12 protein-coding genes and 1 tRNA gene are annotated in these 18,811 nt (G+C 62.0%); 7 read left to right on the plus strand and 6 right to left on the minus strand.

The window, feature by feature from the left end; all coding sequences use genetic code 11:
- Positions 1-11: 11 nt before the first annotated feature.
- Positions 12-1,322 carry a lysylphosphatidylglycerol synthase transmembrane domain-containing protein gene (locus HGEM_RS05985; RefSeq protein WP_019128519.1) on the minus strand — a complete coding sequence of 437 codons (1,311 nt, stop codon included), beginning with the start codon at positions 1,320-1,322 and terminating at the stop codon, positions 12-14.
- Positions 1,323-1,594: 272 nt separating this feature from the next.
- Here HGEM_RS05985 and HGEM_RS05990 point away from each other — a divergent pair, with 272 nt between their 5' ends.
- Positions 1,595-3,040 (plus strand): glutamate-cysteine ligase family protein, encoded by a 1,446-nt coding sequence (locus HGEM_RS05990; protein ID WP_019128520.1) that lies wholly within the window; start codon positions 1,595-1,597, stop codon positions 3,038-3,040.
- Positions 3,041-3,155: 115 nt separating this feature from the next.
- Here the strand turns inward: HGEM_RS05990 and HGEM_RS05995 are convergent.
- The 5 genes from HGEM_RS05995 to arcA all read right to left on the minus strand — a co-directional run bounded on the left by HGEM_RS05995 (position 3,156) and on the right by arcA (position 9,474).
- A tRNA-Glu gene (locus tag HGEM_RS05995) sits at positions 3,156-3,232 on the minus strand.
- 156 nt (positions 3,233-3,388) lie between these two features.
- A complete protein-coding gene (locus HGEM_RS06000; RefSeq protein ID WP_019128521.1) occupies positions 3,389-4,870 on the minus strand; it encodes a DUF1846 domain-containing protein in 1,482 nt (493 codons plus the stop codon).
- A gap of 540 nt (positions 4,871-5,410) precedes the next feature.
- Positions 5,411-6,988: a YfcC family protein gene (locus HGEM_RS06005; RefSeq protein WP_035101455.1), complete on the minus strand. Its 1,578-nt coding sequence runs from the start codon at positions 6,986-6,988 to the stop codon at positions 5,411-5,413.
- Positions 6,989-7,133: 145 nt separating this feature from the next.
- On the minus strand, positions 7,134-8,129 hold the full coding sequence (gene argF, locus HGEM_RS06010) for an ornithine carbamoyltransferase (RefSeq protein WP_019128523.1): 996 nt from the start codon (positions 8,127-8,129) through the stop codon (positions 7,134-7,136).
- A gap of 103 nt (positions 8,130-8,232) precedes the next feature.
- Positions 8,233-9,474: an arginine deiminase gene (arcA, locus tag HGEM_RS06015; protein WP_019128524.1), complete on the minus strand. Its 1,242-nt coding sequence runs from the start codon at positions 9,472-9,474 to the stop codon at positions 8,233-8,235.
- Between the two features lie 616 nt (positions 9,475-10,090).
- On the opposite strand from arcA, the gene ppk1 reads away from it, so the two are divergent.
- The 6 genes from ppk1 (at position 10,091) to HGEM_RS06045 (ending at position 18,671) form a co-directional block, all read left to right on the plus strand.
- Complete coding sequence (gene ppk1 / locus HGEM_RS06020) at positions 10,091-12,940, plus strand: polyphosphate kinase 1 (RefSeq protein ID WP_019128525.1); 2,850 nt, start codon at positions 10,091-10,093, stop codon at positions 12,938-12,940.
- Positions 12,941-13,524: 584 nt separating this feature from the next.
- Positions 13,525-14,838: a 23S rRNA (uracil(1939)-C(5))-methyltransferase RlmD gene (rlmD, locus tag HGEM_RS06025; RefSeq protein WP_019128526.1), complete on the plus strand. Its 1,314-nt coding sequence runs from the start codon at positions 13,525-13,527 to the stop codon at positions 14,836-14,838.
- 119 nt (positions 14,839-14,957) lie between these two features.
- Entirely contained in the window at positions 14,958-15,503 is a 546-nt protein-coding gene (locus HGEM_RS06030) for a DJ-1 family glyoxalase III (RefSeq protein WP_019128527.1), read from the plus strand.
- Positions 15,500-16,084, plus strand: a complete 585-nt coding sequence (locus HGEM_RS06035) for a Maf family protein (protein ID WP_019128528.1) — start codon at positions 15,500-15,502, stop codon at positions 16,082-16,084. The genes HGEM_RS06030 and HGEM_RS06035 overlap by 4 nt, the downstream gene beginning before the upstream one ends.
- Positions 16,085-16,110: 26 nt before the next feature.
- Entirely contained in the window at positions 16,111-17,127 is a 1,017-nt protein-coding gene (locus HGEM_RS06040) for a P1 family peptidase (protein WP_019128529.1), read from the plus strand.
- An 83-nt stretch (positions 17,128-17,210) separates the two neighbouring features.
- Positions 17,211-18,671: a basic amino acid/polyamine antiporter gene (locus tag HGEM_RS06045; protein ID WP_019128530.1), complete on the plus strand. Its 1,461-nt coding sequence runs from the start codon at positions 17,211-17,213 to the stop codon at positions 18,669-18,671.
- Positions 18,672-18,811: the final 140 nt, after the last annotated feature.

The following is an 18,811-nucleotide window of genomic DNA, read 5'->3' on the forward strand; positions in this document are numbered from 1 at the left end:
CAGCGCAGCGATCAGCGCTTCGGCTTCCTGCGCTTGAGCGCGCTCGGCGAAACCGTGATGCCGCCGGAGGTCTGGCGGATGCGCTGGCCGCGATGGCGACGGGAAGGGCCGGCCTGCCGCGACGGCGCCTCGGATGGGGCGGCAGCGCTTGCTTGCGGGGCATCAGGGGCGCCAGCAGCCCTCGCGGGCCTCGACGCACGGTGAGAACTCTTCCCGCCGTGTACGAGGCGATCCCAGCGAGCATGAATGCTCGCGTGATGAGACGAGCGCAGGCCAAGGAGCGGCGCGCATGCGATCGTAGGACCGAAGAACGTGACGAGACGCCAGACCAGATAGCCCGCCGTGGCGGAAGCGCCGAAGAAGTGCCCCAGGAAGAGCGCGAAGCCACCCTCGGCACCGCCCGTACCGCCCGGCAGCGGAACGGCCGAGGAGAGCAGCTGGATGAAGGCTCCCGCCGCAAGGCAGGAGATGAAGTCGACATCATGGTTGCCGAATGCACGCAGCACGAAATACGGCACCATGTACAGGCAAGCGAGCTGCGCCATGGTGACGACCAGGGTGACGCCCATGGACGAAAGATGCACCGCGGCATGTTTGAAGTGCTCGGAGAACGAGTAAATCTCGGTATCCACATAGGTGCGCCAACCGCGCGTGCGGTCGTTCGCGCCGCCCACGCGCTCGGCAAGACCGATGGCCCAATGCGCGACGCGGATCACGAAGCGCGGGCAAAGCGAGATCACGAAGAGCCCTGCGAGCAGCACCACATGGCCGCCGAAGCTGAAGAGGCACAGAAGCGTCATGTCGCCGTAGAGCGAGGTGAAGAACGGCAAGCGCACCGCGAGCAAAATCGCAGCCCAGAGCACCAGACTCACTTGGAATACGATGTAGCGCGTGAACTGCGTCGCGCCGGCCTCGCCCACCGGTTGCCCCGCCTTGGTGAGGCGGTAGATCTGGGCGGGGGTTCCACCAACCATCATGGGAGTCAGGTTGCCGAAAAACGTGCCGGCGGCCTCGACCGAGATAAGGTCGCGAATACCCACCGGCGACTCAGGATCGAGCCACACGGCGATCGCGTAGGCAACGACACCGAAGATGATGTAGAACACCATGCAGATGCTCGCGACCACGATCCATGAACCCTGGACGGTCGACATGGCTTCGACGAACTCGGCGAATTGCCCCGTCACCACGAGGTAGGCGAGGTAGGCAATGAGAACGAACCCGATGAAGATCGCACCACGGCGGGCGCCCTTGCGGTCGTCCCCGCCCGCGGAAGCAGCGTCAACGCGCGGCTTAGGGACGGTATGTGGGGACTCGGACATGGTCCTCCTTACGTCGGAGCAGCGGACTTCCATTCGTCGGCGGTGCACAAAGCGGCGCACCTCTCTATTCCTTCTATTGTACGGCAACGGCGTCCTCCCTCCTTTGGGCTAGACGTCTTCTGCTGAACTCCATTCCTCAACCCGACCTTTAGCATTCGCGTCGTATAGGAGCCTCTGGCGGAGCAATCTTCGAGTGAGCGCGCAAACGCGGTGATTCCCCGCAAGGCAATGGGGGTACGATACACGCGAGCAACGCGACTGAGGAGTACCGCATGTCCCATGAACCCTGCAGCCATATCCCGTCTTTCACCGGGTCCTTTCGCGAGAACCTCGAGGCTCTGATCGCCGTGCTCGAACACGGCGACAAAGATCCCGCCGGAAAACGCATCGGCTTCGAGCTGGAGCGCATTCTCATCGACGATCAGGGGCGAACGGTCCCCTTTGCCGGCGAACGTGGTGTTGGCGCGCTCATCGCAGAGCTCGCCCGTAGCCGAAGCGAAAGCGAGCTCGTCTATATCGACGGGCACCTTCTGGGGCTCGACTACACATTCCACGGCGAGCTCGAGACCGTGGGCGTGACCGTATCGCTCGAGCCCGCGGCCCAGCTCGAGGTGTCGGCCGGCCCCGCGCATTCGGTAAAGGCCCTCTATGATGCTATCTGCGCCTTCGATGCCGAGGTGGAGCGCGCCTGCGCCGCCATCGGGCTCGATGCCTCCCTCGTTCCCGTAGGCTACAACCCCGTGGTCTCGAGCCCGCTCGACTTGGAGCTCATCCCCAAGGAGCGCTACCGCGATATGGACGCGTACCTCTCGCGCCGCGGACGCTACGCGCGCGACATGATGCGCTGCACGGCATCCACCCAGGTTTCACTCGATTATGAGGACGAGCGGGATGCGGCACGCATCTATCGCATGGCGACGCTTCTGGGGCCGCTCTTCGCTTTCCTGTTCGACAATGCTCCCATCTTCCGCGGCGAGCCCTCCCCCGGCATGGCTCGCTCACGCATCTGGCACCATGTGGACGTGGACCGCTGCGGCATCGTGCCCGGCGCGATCGAAGGGCTTTCATTCGAAGATTACATTCTCTGGGTCTCGGGCGTGAAGCCGATCCTCTTCACCGATGCCGAACACGTGACCACCTCGACCGGCGACTGCTACACGCGAGACATCATGTCGAATCGCCCGCTCGAGCCAGCAGAGCTCATGCACCTGCTTTCAATGGTCTTCCCCAACGTGCGCCTCAAAGGGTTCGTGGAGCTGCGCGAGATGGATTCGTTGCCACCGCGCCTCGCCGCCGCCTGCACCAGCTTTACGGGTGCCCTCTTCTACGATAAGTGCCTTGAACAGAAACTAGCCGAGCACCTGCGCGACTATCTTCCCCACGGGTTTGCCGGCATGGACGAGAACGACGCAGTGGTGGCGCGCCTGCATCTCGAGGAACAGGGATGGGATGCCCAGGTGTACGGCATGCCCGTAGAAGCGCTCGTTGATGCCATGGTTGCCGTCGCATGCGAGAACGTCGCGCTCGGGTGCGGATGCACGGGCATCGGCAAAGATGAACCCGCCAGCGTCACCGTACCCGTGGTGCGCGAGACCGGCCCTGCAAGCGCCTTCGACCTCGAGGGCATCCAGATGCTTGCGCAGCTCTGGGGAAACCGCCTGCTCCCCCGCGACGAAACGGCGCGCGAACTCGGCAACGAATTGGGTTGTGTCCACTAGAATCGGGAGCCCCTGGCCCATGGGGCATAAAGCGTGCCCGATTGGTCCCGGCCCGCCGCCAACGTGCGGCACTAGTAACAAAAAGCCCCAACCGAAGTTGGGGCCTTGCAATCGTTGGTAGCCCGTACCAGATTCGAACTGGTGATCTCCGCCTTGAGAGGGCGGCGTCCTAAACCGCTAGACGAACGGGCCATATGGCTCGCGGGGCGTGCTGCCCTCGCGCAGGTAGACATATTACGGGAACCCCTGTGCCCGCGCAAGCCTCAATGTCAGGAAACGTAAAAGTTGTGGGCATCTCGTGAAATAAGTGCGATACCTGCGGGAACGATGGGGGCAGATCGCAGGCCTCTATCGATGGTAGAACGTGTGGCGCTCGTACTTGGGCTCGCAGCACACATTAATGCCGAGCTTCTTGAGCAGCGCCTCATCCGTCGAGGAGATGATGACCGAGAAGAACGCATCGCAACCCCTGAGCTTCGGCAGGCCCGCGAGCACACGAGCCGCCACCTCGCTCGTTGCCGAGGTGATCGAAAGCGCGATGAGCGTCTCATCAGGGTGCAGACGAGGGTTCCTGCTTCCGAGCTGCGCGGTCTTGAGCCGGCTGATGGGCTCGATAGCCTCGTCTGCGATGACCTCGAGCTCCATGTCGACGCCGGTCACGCTCTTGAGCGCGTTCATGAGGAGCGAGCTTGCAGCACCGAGGCGCTCCGAGGTCTTACCGGTCACGACCGTCCCGTCGGGTAGCACCATCGCACCCACCGGAGCACCCGTGGTCTCCTCCTTGAGCAGCGCAGCCGATCGCGCAGGCGAGTAATCCTTGGTGACCCCCGCCTTCTTCATGATGACCTTGAGCTTATCCACCTGCTCCTGGCCGGTTCCGGTGCGCTTGACGTTCACGGCAGCCGAGAAGTAGCGCCGCACGATCTCCATGCGCGCCGCCTCGCGACAGGCCTCATCGTCCTCGATGGCGAACCCAACCATATTGACGCCCATATCCGTGGGGCTCTGATAGGGGCTCTCGCCCAAAATCTTCTCCATAAGCGACTTGACCACCGGGAACGCTTCGACGTCGCGGTTGTAGTTCACCGTCGTCTCGCCATAAGCGTCCAAATGGAAGGAGTCGATGATGTTCGAATCGTCGAGGTCCACGGTGGCCGCCTCGTAGGCAATGTTCACAGGATGGTTGAGCGGCAGGTTCCACACGGGGAAGGTCTCGAACTTCGCATAGCCCACCGAGACGCCACGGCTATGCTCGTGGTACACCTGGGAAAGGCAGGTTGCGAGCTTGCCCGAACCGGGGCCCGGCGCCGTCACCACGACAAGCGGGCGCGTGGTCTCGACGAACTCGTTCTTGCCGTACCCCTCCTCCGAAACGATGAGGTCGATGTCGTGGGGATATCCCTCGATGGGATAGTGCAGCTTGCAGGTGATGCCAAGCATCTCAAGACGGCGGCGGAACACGTCGGCAGCGGGCTGCGCCGCATACTGCGTGAGCACGACCGCTGCGACGGGAAGACCGTTGCTGCGGAAGATGTCGGCTAGGCGCAAGACGTCCTCATCGTAGGTGATGCCAAGGTCTCCGCGAGCCTTGTTCTTCTCGATATCGTTCGCATTGATGGCGATGATGACCTCAACGTCCTGCGAGATGCTCTTGAGCATGCGAAACTTCGCCGAGGGCTCGAAGCCGGGAAGAACGCGCGAGGCGTGGTAGTCGTCAAAGAGCTTGCCGCCGAATTCGAGGTAGAGCTTGCCGCCGAATTGTTCGATCCGCTTCTTGATCTGCCCTGCCTGCAACTCAATGTACTTCTCGTTATCGAATCCTTGGCGCATGCATCGCTCCCATCGCTCGTTTGTAACTTCGACAGCATACCAGAGCCCGTCTGTGCGCCCACCCCCGGCTTCCCGCACCCCATTCCCCGCACACAATAGGGCGCGCAGAGGCGAAACCCGCCACATAGGACACAGATCGCAGACGACTTTTCAACTTTTGGGCACTCAAACAGCGATGCGCCAAGTAGACAATGCCAAGCTGGCACCAAAACCACAGGTAGACGGCAAGTAAGAAACGACCGTACTTGAGTGCCCGGGCTTAAAGTGCCCAAAAGTTGAAAATGCCTTTGCTCATGCGAACGCGAAGACAGATTCCGCGAAGCGGCGAGCACCACAGGCTTGGCAGCACGCCGGACCGGGAACATACAAAGTCGCCCCCTTCCGCGCACGGTACGGAAGGGGGCAGAAAGGTAGGGTCTTACCGGGCATTCGCCCATGCGCATGTCCGGCTCGACGATACGCTTACCCGCTGCGAACCACAGGAGACAAGCGGTGCGCAGGGTTCACGTCGACTAGCGGTGAGAGAGGAGTGTAGAGCCGCTAGAGGACCATAATCGCAACGGTGCAGATGACCGCGGACACCACAGAGAGCACCACAACGATCTTCAGCGCAAACTTGAGCCAGGTGGTCCACTCGATACGGGCGAGCGCAAGGCCACCCATGATGGCGCCGGAGGTCGGGGTGAAGAGGTTCACCACGCCGATGGCAGAGCTGAAGATCATCACCATGACCTCAGGCGAGAAGCCGAGCTGAGCGGCCAGCGGGCCCATGATGGGCATGGACACCGTCGCCATACCGGAGGTCGAGGGGATGAGGAAGCTGAGGCCGAAGTAAAGGATCCACGCGAGCGGCGCGAAGAGGATGCCGGACACGCCGGAGAGCGCGTTTGCCGCCTGCGTGAGCACGTAGGTATCCAGGCCCGTCGCTGCCATGAGGACGGAGATGCCGCGCGCAAGCGCGATGATCAGCACGACGCTCATCATATCGGCGGCACCGGCGATGAAGGTGTTCACGATCTCTTTCTCGGAGAGGCCACCCACGATGCCGATGACGATAGCCATGATGAAGAACCACGTGGAGGCCTCATCGAAGTACCACTGGCCGATCGGAAGGCCGGTAACGATAGCAGACCAACCCTGCGAAGTCTGGACCTCGGACTCAGAGACGCCCTCAACGGTGCCGTCCATGGTGGTCACAGACCCGTTCGAGTCGTCATACGCAGCGGCAAGGTCGTCGCTCGTAATCTCAGTCTCGACGGTCTCATAAGCAGATCCGGCATCGAAGAAGCCGGCAACGTCGGCGTTGAGGTCGCCGATGGGGATGAAGCCCAAGATCATGACGACGAAGGTGAAGGCGAAGATCACGAGAACGCCCTTCTGGCGACCGGTGAGCTTGACGTCCTTGTTCACCTCGGCCGCAGCAGCACCGTGCGCCTCTTCGGCGTTCTGGAGCTCCTGCATGGAGAGGATGGTCGAGCCCTTGTCGGCCTTGACCTTCTTGGCATAGCTCATCACGAAGAAGATGGAAATCGCGGTCGTGGCGATCCAGAGGACCGCGCCGAGCCCGATGATGATGGCCTGGTTGACCTCAATGCCCACGCCGCGCAGGGAGTCCACCGCGGCGCCGACGGCGAACGGGTTCACCGTGGAGCCAAGGCAGCCGCAGCCAGCGCCCAGAAGGACCGTCGCGGCACCCACGAGCGGATCGAAGCCGGCGGCCATCATGGTGGCGGCAAGCAGCGCGTAGAACGGAACGGTCTCCTCGCACATACCATAGGTGGTACCACCGAGCGAGAAGATGATCATAAGAACGGGGATGATGGCGAGCTCATTGCCCTTGAGCTTCTTAACGAGCACAGCGATGCCGTTATCGAGGGCGCCGGTCTTGGTCATCATACCGAGGAAGCCGCCCAGGATCATCACGAAGAGGCACACCGGCAGAGCATCAGTGAAGCCCTTGACGGGAGCGGTGAAGAAGTCGCTCAGCTTGGCCGCCGTTACCTGGTCGGGGGCAAATCCCGCCACGATAACGGTGATGACCGCCACGATGGCGAGCAGGAGAAGAAGAATGGTGAAGGACGATAGCATACCGCGCTTTTTCTTGGTAGCTTCAGCCATAATCATTCCCCTCCTTTCTGTGATTTGGAGAAGATGGTCGAAAAAGCGCCATGGCTGCCGTGCCGTGCTATCCAGTCATGACGCGGAGAGGACATGCCCGGGCGCGGGGCACAGGTGCGCCCGGGCGACGTCCGAACAGCCAAGACTACTTGAGCGTCGCGTACATCACGGCCTTGATGGTGTGCATGCGGTTCTCGGCCTCGTCGAAGACCTTGGACTGCGGGCCCTCGAAGACCTCGTCGGTGACCTCCATCTCGGTGACGCCGAACTTCTTGGCGATATCGGCGCCGATGGTGGTGTTGGTGTCGTGGAAGCTCGGGAGGCAGTGCAGGAAGATCGCCGAAGGATCAGCGAGGTCCATGAGCTCCTGGGTAACACGATAAGCCTCGAGCTGATTGATGCGCTCGGTCCAGACCTCGTCGGGCTCACCCATGGAGACCCACACGTCGGTGTAGATGACGTGGGCACCGGTGCAGGCAGCCTTAGGATCCTCGGTGAGGGTGATGGTGCAGCCGTTGGCCTTGGCGATCGGCTCGCATGCATCGACGACGTCGGAAGCGGGCATGCACTCCTTCGGGCCGCAGGCCACGAAGTTCATGCCGAGCTTAGCGCACACGACCATGAGGGAGCGGGCCACGTTGTTCTTGGCGTCGCCCATGAAGACGAGGGTCTTGCCCTTGATGTCGTAGTTGAAGTTCTCCTGAACGGTCAGGATGTCGGCGAGCATCTGGGTGGGATGCCAGAGGTCGGTGAGGCCGTTCCACACCGGCACGCCGGACTTGGCGGCGAGCTCCTCGACGTCCTCCTGGGCGAAGCCACGGAACTCGATGCCGTCATACATGCGGCCGAGCACGCGGGCGGTGTCCTCGATGGACTCCTTCTTGCCCATCTGCGAGCTGCCCGGGTCGAGGTAGGTCACGCCCATGCCGAGGTCCATGGCGCCGACCTCGAAGGCGCAGCGGGTGCGCGTGGAGGTCTTCTGGAACAGCAGGACGATGTTCTTGCCCTCAAGATAGCGGTGCGGGGTGCCCGTGCGCTTGAGATCCTTGAAGTTGCGGGAGAGCTTGAGCAGGTACTCGATCTCCTCGGTGGAGAAATCGAGCAGACGCAGGAAGCTGCGGCCGGAGAGGTTGACACCCATGGTTAGTCCTTTCGAATAGAAATCCGTGCATTGTGGGCACCACGTGCCCTGGATAGTAAGTATGACGGCGCCCCGGGCGCGGGGCGCCGTCAATATCCAACTGTTACAGGTCCTCGCGCCAGAACGGCATGCTCATGCAGCGCGGGCCGCCACGGCCACGGGAGAGCTCGGCCGAAGGCACGACGAGCAGCTCCATGCCCTCCTTGTAGAGGACGTCGTTGGTGACGTTGTTGCGCTGGTACACGCAGATCTTGCCAGGGGCGACGGCGAGGGTGTTGGAGCCGTCGTTCCACTGCTCGCGGGCAGCCGCGATCGGGTCGCCGCCACCGCAGGGGATGAGCTTCACGGCGTCGATGCCGAGCGCCGAAGCGAGCACGTGCTCGAGCGTATCGGTGGTCTCGGTGATATCGACCTCGCCGGGGTTCTTGCCCGGGGTGAGCTTGTACACCTTGAGGGTGCCCATGATGGCGGGATGGATGGTGAACTTATCGACATCGATCTGCGTGAACACGGTGTCGAGGTGCATGAAGGCACGGGACACGGGGATGTCGAACGCGAGGATCGTGTCGATCTTGGAGTCGGAGTTCCAGAACATGTTCTGCGCCATGACGTCGATGGCCGCAGCCTGGGTGCGCTGGGAGATGCCGACCGCGATGGTGTGCTCGTTGATGTTGAGCACGTCGCCGCCCTCGGTGTGGAAGGAGGCGTCGCGACGGAAGTACAGCGAGACATCCTTGTAATCGGGGTGATACTTGAAGATGTACTTGCCGTACAGGGTCTCGCGGTTACGGGTGACCGAGTACATACGGTTCAGGTTCACGCCAGTGCCCACCACGGCGAACGGGTCGCGGGTGAAGTAGAGGTTGGGCATCGGGTCGACGATGAGGTCGGACTCGCTCTCGGTGTTCACCAGGGAGTCGAGGGTCACCGAGCTCGTGTGCGGCATCTCGACCTCGGCCTTGGTGATACCGGCCATGGTCTTCTTGACGTACTCGAAGTTGTCGGTGATGGAATCGAGGAGCTCGCTCACGGCCTGCGGGGCCATCTTGCCCTTGATTCCGGCCTCATCGAGCCACTGCTTCTGGAACTCAGCGCGCGCCTCGGGCACCGCGTCGAAGGCCTCAGCGACGAGCTTCTCGAGGTACAGCACCTCGACGCCCTGCTCGCGTAGGATCTCGGCGAAGCGATCATGCTCCTGCTGCGCGACCTCGAGGAACGGAACATCGTCGAAGAGCAGGCGCTCGAGCTCATCGGGCGGCAGATTGAGCAGCTCGTCGCCCGGGCGATGCAGGCAGACTTTCTTCAGCTGCCCGATCTCGCTTGTTACATGCAAGCCTTTCGTCATGTCCTCCTACCTTTCTTTCTCGGCTGCCGGGTTATTCGCCCACGCAGCCAGCCAAGCACCCGGGTGCCCGGGTGCTGTATGCACACAGTTATAGTTATATCCAATATTTCGACGTATGCCGAAAGCATCCGCCAACGGTATCAAATTAGAGGGGAACGGTATATCTCGTAATAATTGCCACGTAGCTCACTTTGCTTAAATAAAGTGATTACGTGGGCAAATATTGACGCTTTTTTTTCTTTCGTACATATCAAATGGATAAATTTGCTATTAATTTGCATATTGTTACCTCAGCTATAACGCACGGGCCATGGCATCAACAGGGTTTTGCCTTTCGTTTCATATTCATTCGTAAGTTGCTTTTATTCACATATTGCGAGTTTTGGACCGTTTACGGCCCGATTAGCACCGCTCGCCCACGGAACGGGTGCCGTTCACCGGTTTTTGCGTGCCGCGAACGGCAGGGCACCGTTGCCCCCGGCACGCTGCCCCAAGACGTAAGCAGTTCATAAAGCTTTCGAAACGTCACTGCAATCATCTGCTAACACGTATAAAGTAGCTGCATGCATATATACTGCGCGCGGGGGCGCGCTCATACCTAGATAACGGAGCAACCATGGCATCTTCTAAGGACGCAAAGGCCACCAAGGACGCTAAGCCGAAAGACCCCAAGAGGGATAAAGGCGCGAGGAAGCGCCACAAGAGCGCCGAGGTCATCGACAAATCGTCGCGCTATGACTTCTCGTACACGCAAAACCGCGAAATCAGCTGGCTGCGCTTTGACGACCGCGTGCTCGAGGAGGCCTACGACGAGACGGTTCCTCTTTTCGAGCGCCTCAACTTCGCCGCGATCTTCCAATCGAACCTCGACGAGTTCTTCATGATCCGCGTGGGCGGCCTCTCCGACCTCGCCACGCTTAAGCGCCAGCCAGTCGACAACAAGAGCAACCTCACCCCCTCCGAGCAAATCGAGCTCATCTTCTCGAGCTTGCCGCCGCTCATCAAACGGCAGAACGACATCGTCGAAAAGATCGAGAGCGAGCTGCAGAGCTACGGCGTCTACCGCATCGGGGCTGACGAGCTCACCGGAGACGAGCGCACGTTCGTGGAGGGGTACTTCCAGTCGTACGTGTCGCCGGTCATCTCGCCGTTCGTGATCGATCCGCGGCACCCCTTCCCCAACCTGCGAAACGGCGCGCTGTATATCGTCTGCGCCCTCGAAAGCGAGGAAGAGGAGAACCTCATCGGCCTCATCGAGGTCCCCGCCTCTATGAACCGCGTGGTAGCGATGCCCTCCGAGACGGGCACGTTCCGCTTCATCCTGCTCGAGGATGTCATCCTCGCCTGCCTTCCGAGCTGCTTCGGCGCGTATGCACCGGCCGGCCGTGCCGTCGTGCGCGTGACGCGCAACGCCGATATCGACCCCGACGGTGAGGGCGTCGAGGAAGACGAGGACTATCGCCAGCACATGAAGAAGATCCTGAAGAAGCGCCTGCGCCTCCAGCCGGTTGCCCTCCAGGTCCAAGGCTCGCTCGAAGCGACCACGCTCAAGAGCATCCGCAAATCGCTCGGGCTCCCGGCGCGCTCCGTGCTCTCCTACGCCACGCCGCTCGACCTCGGCTATATCTACAGCGTCGAGAACCATCTGCCCAACCATCGAGCGGACCTGCTCTTCCCGCCCTTCAAGCCGCAGACGAGCTCGATGTTCGACATGTCTCGCCCCATGCGCGAGCAGGTCATCGAAGGCGACAAGCTCCTGTTCTACCCGTATGAATCGATGAGTCCGCTGCTCGACCTCATGCATCAGGCCGCCTTCGACGACTCGTGCATTTCCATCAAGATCACCCTCTACCGCGTGGCCAAGCAGAGCCGCCTGTGCGAATCGCTCATCGATGCCGCCGAGAACGGCAAAGAGGTCACGGTGCTCATGGAACTCCGCGCCCGTTTCGACGAGCAGAACAACATCGAATGGGCAGAGCGCTTGGAAGAGGCCGGGTGCACCGTCATCTACGGTTCCGAGGGCTTCAAGTGCCACTCCAAGATCTGCCAGATCACCTATCGCGAGGGCATGGCGCTCACGCGCATCACGCTCCTGGGTACGGGCAACTTCAACGAGAAGACCGCGCGGTTGTACTCCGACTTCATGCTCATGACCGCCCACCCCGGCATCGGCGAGGATGCGAACGCGTTCTTCCGCAACCTGGCGCTTGGCAATCTCTCCGGCGACTATCGCTACCTGGGCGTAGCGCCGGCAGGCCTGAAGCCGCTCATCATGAACGGGCTGAACCGTGAAATCGACCGCGCCCGCGCAGGCGAGCCTGCACGCGTCTTCTTCAAGATGAACTCGCTCACCGACCGTGAGGTCATCGACAAGATCGCCGAGGCCTCGCAAGCGGGCGTCGAGGTGGAGATGATCATTCGTGGCATCTCGTGTTTGCTGCCGGGCATCGCGGGCAAGACCGAGAACGTGCACATCCGCTCCATCGTCGGGCGCTTCCTAGAGCATGCCCGCGTGTACTCCTTCGGCGTTGACAACGATATCGTGTACCTTTCTTCCGCCGATATGATGACGCGCAACACCGAGCACCGCGTGGAGATTGCCTACCCCGTGCTCGACGCCACTTGCCGCGAGATGGTACAGAGCTATATGCACGCGCAGCTGGAAGACAACGTGAAGGCGCGCGAGCTCTCGAATACGGGCACCTGGGAGAAGATTGGGCGCAGCGATGATGCCATGCCCTTCAACTCGCAGGAATACCTGCTTAAGCATGCCTATGCGCGCGCAGCCGCGGCGGCAGAGCAGAAGCACAAGAAGGAAAAGCAGGCGGAGCCTCAGGTAGCCGAGAGCCAGGAAGACTACGAGGCAGCGAAGGCGGTGCTTGCCGCGGCCGCGCGCGCGGTGGCGCAGCAGAAACGAGAGGCAGCAGCCGTGGCGGCTGCCGACGCTCGCGTCGCGTCGTCCGACGGCGCCGGCACAGAAGCCGCCGGCATCGACGGCACTAAAGCAGCAGCGGCGCCTGCCGCGGCACCCGCATCTACCGCGGGGGCGGACGGCGCGCGCATCGATCCCGCGATGGATCACATAGCCGATCGTTCCTCTGCTGCAGAGCAAGCTGCGCAGGAAGCCGAAGCAGTTTCCTATCGTGATGCGACGCCGCAATCGGCGGACGTTGCGCCCGAACCGCCCGCTGCAGTAACCGAGTCATCTTCCTGCGCCGAGCCGAAGGCAGTCCCTGTAGCACCGCCCGCAACCACCCAAGAGGCGCAAGCGACCAGCGTGAAAGCAACGGTTATAGACCCCGAAGACGAGCATGGTGAGCAGGCAAAAGACTCCAGCTCAGCTCGTTTTGCTGCCACCACCACGCTTGCCAAGCGCAAGCCCGGCCGCTTCCGTGCAGGCCTCGCCCTTATCGGCATCGGCCTCAAAACGCTTTTCGTAGGCACGCCTGAAGAGCGCGGTAAGTAGGCGTACAGAGCCGAACGCTATCGGAAGCGACCCGGCGCCCATGCCAGAGCCGTACCGATACTGCTGCTTTTGAGCGCAATCGGAAACGCTGCCAGACATGGCCTGATCGTCGTACGCCAACGAACGCGTTTGCCGCATACACCAACCCGAGCGCCCGCCGCAAACCCCCTTATCTTCACGGGGTTTGCGGCGGGCGCTCGCATAAGCAAAGCATTGGCTCAGGCGGAACGCACTGGAATGAATGCCGGGGCTTCCCAGTTGCTGGGCGCCCAATACCTGTAGGCGATACGCGGCGCCCTCGCCGCTCCAAATGATCGACCGCAAGGCCATCCGATGAGACACAAAACGATTCTTCTATTTAATGCCCTCCCACCTTTTCGATTTCTAGCCAAAAATGCGCCAATAGTGGGTGCATTAATTTCTATTTCCGTGGCAACCGCGCTGCGCCAGCACCACCGGCGCCTGCACCTGCATTCACAACATGCGGATGCAGGGCTGCGATTCGAGAGGAGCTGCGCGCACCGGCAACCCTAACCGCTGCTTTCGGCTACACTTTTGACGAACACTACGACCGAAGGGGTTTCATGAGGCTCACCATTGAACGCATGGGTTACAGTGCCGATGGCATCGCGCATACCGACGAAGGCAAGACGGTCTTCGTCGCGGGAGGCGTCGTCGGCGACGTGGTAGATGCCGAGCTAACTTCAGACGGTCCATCGTTCTCGCGAGCCCGAGCCACCAATATCATCGAACCATCCGGGATGCGCGTCACGCCCCCCTGCCCCTTCGTGGGTGTTTGCGGTGGCTGCCCTTGGGGAGCGCTCGACCGAGAGACCCAGTTGCACGCTAAAGAAGAAAACCTGCGCTCGGCGCTCCAGCGCATAGGCCATTTCACCCCCGAAGAAATCAACGACCTCGTGCAGCCGATTCGCTACACGAAGGATGCATGGGGCTACCGCAACAAGGTCGAGCTCGGCGTGCACAGCGAAAACGGTCGCCTTCGACTTGGGATGCATGGCATCGACCCCGACCAGATCATCAAGGTTGATCGGTGCCCCCTATTCGAGAGCACTGCGTCCAAGGCAATCAAGGCGGTCACGGGCGCCCTCTCCTATCTCGGTAATTCGCGCGACCTCAACCTTGAGCGCGTGGGCATTCGAGCGAGCCGGCGCACCAAAGCGCTCGAAGTTGCGCTCTGGACCCCGACGGGCGGGTTCCCGCGTGCCCACGTGGCGCGCGTGCTCGATGACGCCGTCAAACCCACGAGCGTCGTCCGCGTACTCACCAAGGGAGACCGCGCGGCGCGGCGCGTAGAGAAAAACGAGCTTCTCGCTGGCCAGGGGTCTTGGACAGAGCGAATCGGCGAGGAAACCATGCGCATCTCCGCGCCCTCGTTTTTCCAGGTCAATACAGCAGCAGCCGAGCTTCTCATCGAGCTTGTCGTCGACGCCCTCAAACCCGGGCCCGACGACGTTGCGCTCGATCTGTATTGCGGCGCGGGAACGTTCACGCTGCCGCTCGCACGCCGATGCAGCTGGGTCGCAGCGGTTGAATCATACGGCCCCGCCGTTCGGGACCTGCGCCGCAACATCGAGCGCGCCGGGCTCGACAACGTCGACGCGATCGGAGGCGACGCGGTGCGCGAATTCCCCGGCGACGATGCCGACGTGCTCGTGGTCGACCCCCCGCGCGCCGGCCTTGCGGCCGAAGCCATCGAGCTCATCGCTGGCACCTCCGCGCGCGACGTCGCTTACGTATCCTGCGATCCGGCAACGCTGGCGCGCGACCTCGCCCGTTTCCGCGAAGACGGAACGTTCAAGGCGACGGCGATCACGCCGGTAGACCTTTTCCCGCAAACGTATCACTGTGAGACTGTCGTGCACCTTTCGCGCGCCTAGCGCTGCGTCGATACGGATGGCTCATCGCCGCATCTCGTGTCTTGCGCCCGTGCAGTTCGGGTATAAGTCGTCTGAAATCTGCGAAGATCGCAGGACGCATACGTATGAAGGGAGCCCCTATGAGCGCAGTCGCCGTGCTCGTTGCCGATGGATTTGAAACAATCGAATGCCTCACGATGGTCGATGTGCTTCGGCGAGGCGGCGTGCGCGTCTCCCTCGTGTCTACCATGTCGACTCGCGATGCCGTGAGCTCGCAGCAGATCGAAATCACCTGCGACTGCACCCTCGAAGAGGTCGATTTCGACGACTATGACTACATCGTGCTTCCCGGCGGCCTGCCCGGCGCGACCAACCTGCGCCGTGACGAGCGCGTGTGCAACCTCGTGCGCGAGTTTGCCACGAAAAAGCATGTCGCCGCAATCTGCGCCGCTCCCTCCATTCTCGGCGAGCTCGGGCTTCTGGTCGGACGCCGTGCCACCTGCTTCCCCGGTTTCGATAAGAGCTTCCCAGCAGGCACGTTTGCGGGCGAAAAGACCGTCATTGTAGACGGCAACATCATCACCGCGTCCGGCATGGGCCAGGCGCTGCCGTTCGCACTCGCCGTGCTCGGCGATATCGCCGGTGAGCGAGCCGTAGAGAAGGTGCGCGAGGGCATCCAGCTATGATACTCGCCTCGCAATCCCCGCGCCGCATCGAGCTCATGCGCGAGGCGGGCTACGACGTCCGCATCCTGCCCGCCGACGTGAACGAGGCGCCGCTTCCGGGAGAAGACCCCTTCTCGCTCGTCGACCGCCTCGCGTGCACAAAGGCCGCAACCGCTCTGCGCGCACACGCCGAGCCCTCAGAGGTCGTTCTCGCCGCTGACACCATCGTCACCATCGACGGCATCGTCCTCGGCAAGCCCGTGGATGCCGAGGATGCGCACGCCATGCTCCGCCGCCTCTCCGGGCGCACCCACACCGTCGCGACCGGCGTCTGCATCGCGCAGTGCGCCGAGGACGCTCCGCGGTGCCTAGGGGACGAACCGCCCATCTCGTTTGTCGCCAAGACGTCCGTCACGTTTTACGAGCTCAGCGATGAGGAAATCGATGCCTATATCGCGACGGGTGAGCCCATGGACAAGGCTGGCGCCTACGGTATCCAGGGAGCGGGCGGACGCATGCTCGTCCGCGGCATCGAGGGAGATTTCTACAACGTCGTTGGGCTGCCCATCGCCGAGGTCGTGCGTCGGCTGAGAACGCTCTAGACACCGTCCCAGAGAGGAGGATAGCCATGAGCGCATCGAGCACCTGGCAACCCATTCCCATCAGCAGCATCGAAGGGTTCCGCATCGGCCACTTTACGAATCGGGACGCCGCCACGGGATGCACCGTCATCGTTGCAGAGCAAGGTGCCACGGGAGGCGTTGACGTGCGCGGCGGAGCACCGGCTTCGCGCGAAACCGACCTACTTCGTCCCGAGAACACCGTCGATGTCGTGCATGCCGTCTGCCTTTCCGGCGGCTCAGCCTTCGGCCTCGAGGCTGCATCGGGCGTGGCACGTGAACTCGAGGCTCGCGGTATCGGACTCGATGTTGGCCCGACGCGCGTGCCCATCGTATGCTCAAGCTGCATCTTCGACCTCGCATTCGGCGATGCGAGCGTCCGTCCCGGCGTTCAGGAGGGCATCAGCGCGACCCGTGCAGCCCTCGACGGTGACAGCACCTGTGTCCCCGAGGGCACGGTGGGAGCCGGAACCGGAGCCACGGTGGGCAAGCTCCGCGGGCCGAGCATGCTCATGAAGGGCGGCCTCGGCGCGCGCGCCATCGAACTTGGCCTGCTTCGCGTTGGTGCCGTCGCCGTCGTCAATCCCTGCGGTAACGTCGTTGATCCGCGCACCGGTTCCTTCATCGCGGGCATGCGCAGCGCACCTGACAGCCTCGAGATCGTCAGCATGGAAGAAGCCATGCTCGCCGACTCAGACGGCCTCTCCATGCCGCTCGACCGCACCAACACCACCATCTCGTGCATCATCACCAACGCCCGGCTTACCAAAGCCCAGGCAACCAAAGTCGCGCAGATGGCTGCCGACGCCTACGCGCACACGATCCGTCCTACGCACACCTCGAATGACGGCGACACCATCTACGTCCTCGCCTCCGGGGAACTTGGGTGCATCGATATTCCCATCGACCTCATGGGCCTCGCCGCCACCCGCGTGCTCGAAGAGGCCATCTGCGCCGGATGCATGACCGCTGACGGAATTCATGGCGCCCCTTCGTATAAAGATGTAGCCAAATCCGTATCATAATGAATATAGAGGCAGCCTTTTAGCACGTTACAGCAGTACTAAAAGTGGTTGCCTGTATTTTTTGGACGGATAGGGAGCTTGCCATGGATCAGACGACTGAGACCTCTGCCACCACCGCGCCTCACAAGAAGGGCATCGGGCTCATAGGCCTCATCGCGCTCGTCATCTCCTCCTCGATCGGCTCGGGCGTCTTCGCCCTCTCGACGGATATCTCTGCCGCCGCAGCACCCGGTCCCGCCATCATCGCATGGCTTATCACCGGAATCGGTTTCATCGCGCTTGCGAACACGTTCGGCAGACTGTCGCTCGAGCGCCCCAACCTCGATGGCATCGTCGCCTATGCGCGCGAGGGCTTCGGCCCCTTCGTGGGCTTCGTCTCGGGATGGGGCTACTGGCTCTCCATCTGGATTGGCAACGTCGCATTCGGCGTCATGCTCGCCACCGCCATCGGCTACTTCTTCCCACCGTTCGCGGGAGAGCTCACCGTGGGCGCCGTCATATTCATCTCGGTGATCAACTGGCTTATCGTGCTCCTCGTGAACCACGGCATCGAAGAGGCCTCAGTGGTGAACGCCATCGTGATGATCTGCAAGCTCGTCCCCATCTTCGTGTTCATCGTCGCGATGCTGCTCATGTTCAGCTTCGATGTCTTCACCGCCGATTTCTGGGGCAATGTCGCCAACAACCTTGGCGGCCCCGATGCGCCCGGAAGCGTGGGCACCCAGATCATCAACTGCTTCATGGTCATGATGTGGGTGTTCGTCGGCATGGAGGGCGCGAGCGTGCTCGGGCACCGCGCCGAGCGCAAAAGCGACGTGTCGCGTGCGACGATTCTCGGGGTGACGGCGCTCGTTGTCATCTACGTTGCGGCATCGGTTCTCCCCTATGGCTACCTCACGCGCGACGAGCTGCTGCAGATGGGGTCTCCGTCCATGGCCTACATCTTCCAAGAAGTCGTCGGACCCTGGGGCGGCGCCTTCATCTCGGGCGGGCTCGTCATCTCGATTTTCGGCGCATGGCTCTCGTACACCATACTGGCCTCCGAAGCCATGAACCGCATGGCCCGCATGGAGCTGCTACCTCGCTCGTTCAGCAAACTCAACGACCACAACGCCCCTACGAGCTGCCTCATCATCACCGGGTTCATGATCCAGCTACTCTCGATCGTGATGCTGTTCTCCGAGGCGGCGTATCAATTCGCCTATTCGCTCTGCACCGCATCGATCGTCATCTCGTGGGCCCTCGCGTCCGCATATATGGTCAAGCTCGCGAAGCGGCGTGAAGTCGAGCATTCCGGTTCCGCGCTCGCCCTCTCGGTGTTCGCAACGGCGTTCCTCGTCATCGCCATCCTTCTCGCCGGCGTAGACCTGCTCATGCTCTGCTGCATCGGCTATGTTCCGGGGCTCGCGTTCTACGTCAAGGCCCGACATGATTATGGAAGCGCAACCGTGATCTCCGGTCGAGAGAAGCTGCTCGCTGCCTTTATCGTCGTGGTCGCCGTCATCGCCGTGGCGCTCCTCGCCACCGGCCAGATCACGATCTAGCGTAAACGTCAGGCAACGGGCGACATCCGGGACATCCTACCGCCCAAATTTGCGCAAGTGCATATCGAGCAGGTGCCCGGGCATATCGTTCCGCGCGCAGTTACGCAGAAGGCCTGGCAGCGCCGGGCCTTCGAGTATGT

The sequence above is a fragment of the Enorma massiliensis phI genome (genome assembly GCF_000311845.1).
Taxonomy (GTDB): Bacteria; Actinomycetota; Coriobacteriia; order Coriobacteriales; family Coriobacteriaceae; genus Enorma; species Enorma massiliensis.

Bases quoted from the DNA above. Each gene is read 5' to 3' on its own strand.
- HGEM_RS05985 (WP_019128519.1), bottom strand. From the start codon at position 1,322: ATGTCCGAGTCCCCACATACCGTCCCTAAGCCGCGCGTTGACGCTGCT.
- HGEM_RS05990 (WP_019128520.1), top strand. From the start codon at position 1,595: ATGTCCCATGAACCCTGCAGCCATATCCCGTCTTTCACCGGGTCCTTT.
- HGEM_RS06000 (WP_019128521.1), bottom strand. From the start codon at position 4,870: ATGCGCCAAGGATTCGATAACGAGAAGTACATTGAGTTGCAGGCAGGG.
- HGEM_RS06005 (WP_035101455.1), bottom strand. From the start codon at position 6,988: ATGGCTGAAGCTACCAAGAAAAAGCGCGGTATGCTATCGTCCTTCACC.
- argF (WP_019128523.1), bottom strand. From the start codon at position 8,129: ATGGGTGTCAACCTCTCCGGCCGCAGCTTCCTGCGTCTGCTCGATTTC.
- arcA (WP_019128524.1), bottom strand. From the start codon at position 9,474: ATGACGAAAGGCTTGCATGTAACAAGCGAGATCGGGCAGCTGAAGAAA.
- ppk1 (WP_019128525.1), top strand. From the start codon at position 10,091: ATGGCATCTTCTAAGGACGCAAAGGCCACCAAGGACGCTAAGCCGAAA.
- rlmD (WP_019128526.1), top strand. From the start codon at position 13,525: ATGAGGCTCACCATTGAACGCATGGGTTACAGTGCCGATGGCATCGCG.
- HGEM_RS06030 (WP_019128527.1), top strand. From the start codon at position 14,958: ATGAGCGCAGTCGCCGTGCTCGTTGCCGATGGATTTGAAACAATCGAA.
- HGEM_RS06035 (WP_019128528.1), top strand. From the start codon at position 15,500: ATGATACTCGCCTCGCAATCCCCGCGCCGCATCGAGCTCATGCGCGAG.
- HGEM_RS06040 (WP_019128529.1), top strand. From the start codon at position 16,111: ATGAGCGCATCGAGCACCTGGCAACCCATTCCCATCAGCAGCATCGAA.
- HGEM_RS06045 (WP_019128530.1), top strand. From the start codon at position 17,211: ATGGATCAGACGACTGAGACCTCTGCCACCACCGCGCCTCACAAGAAG.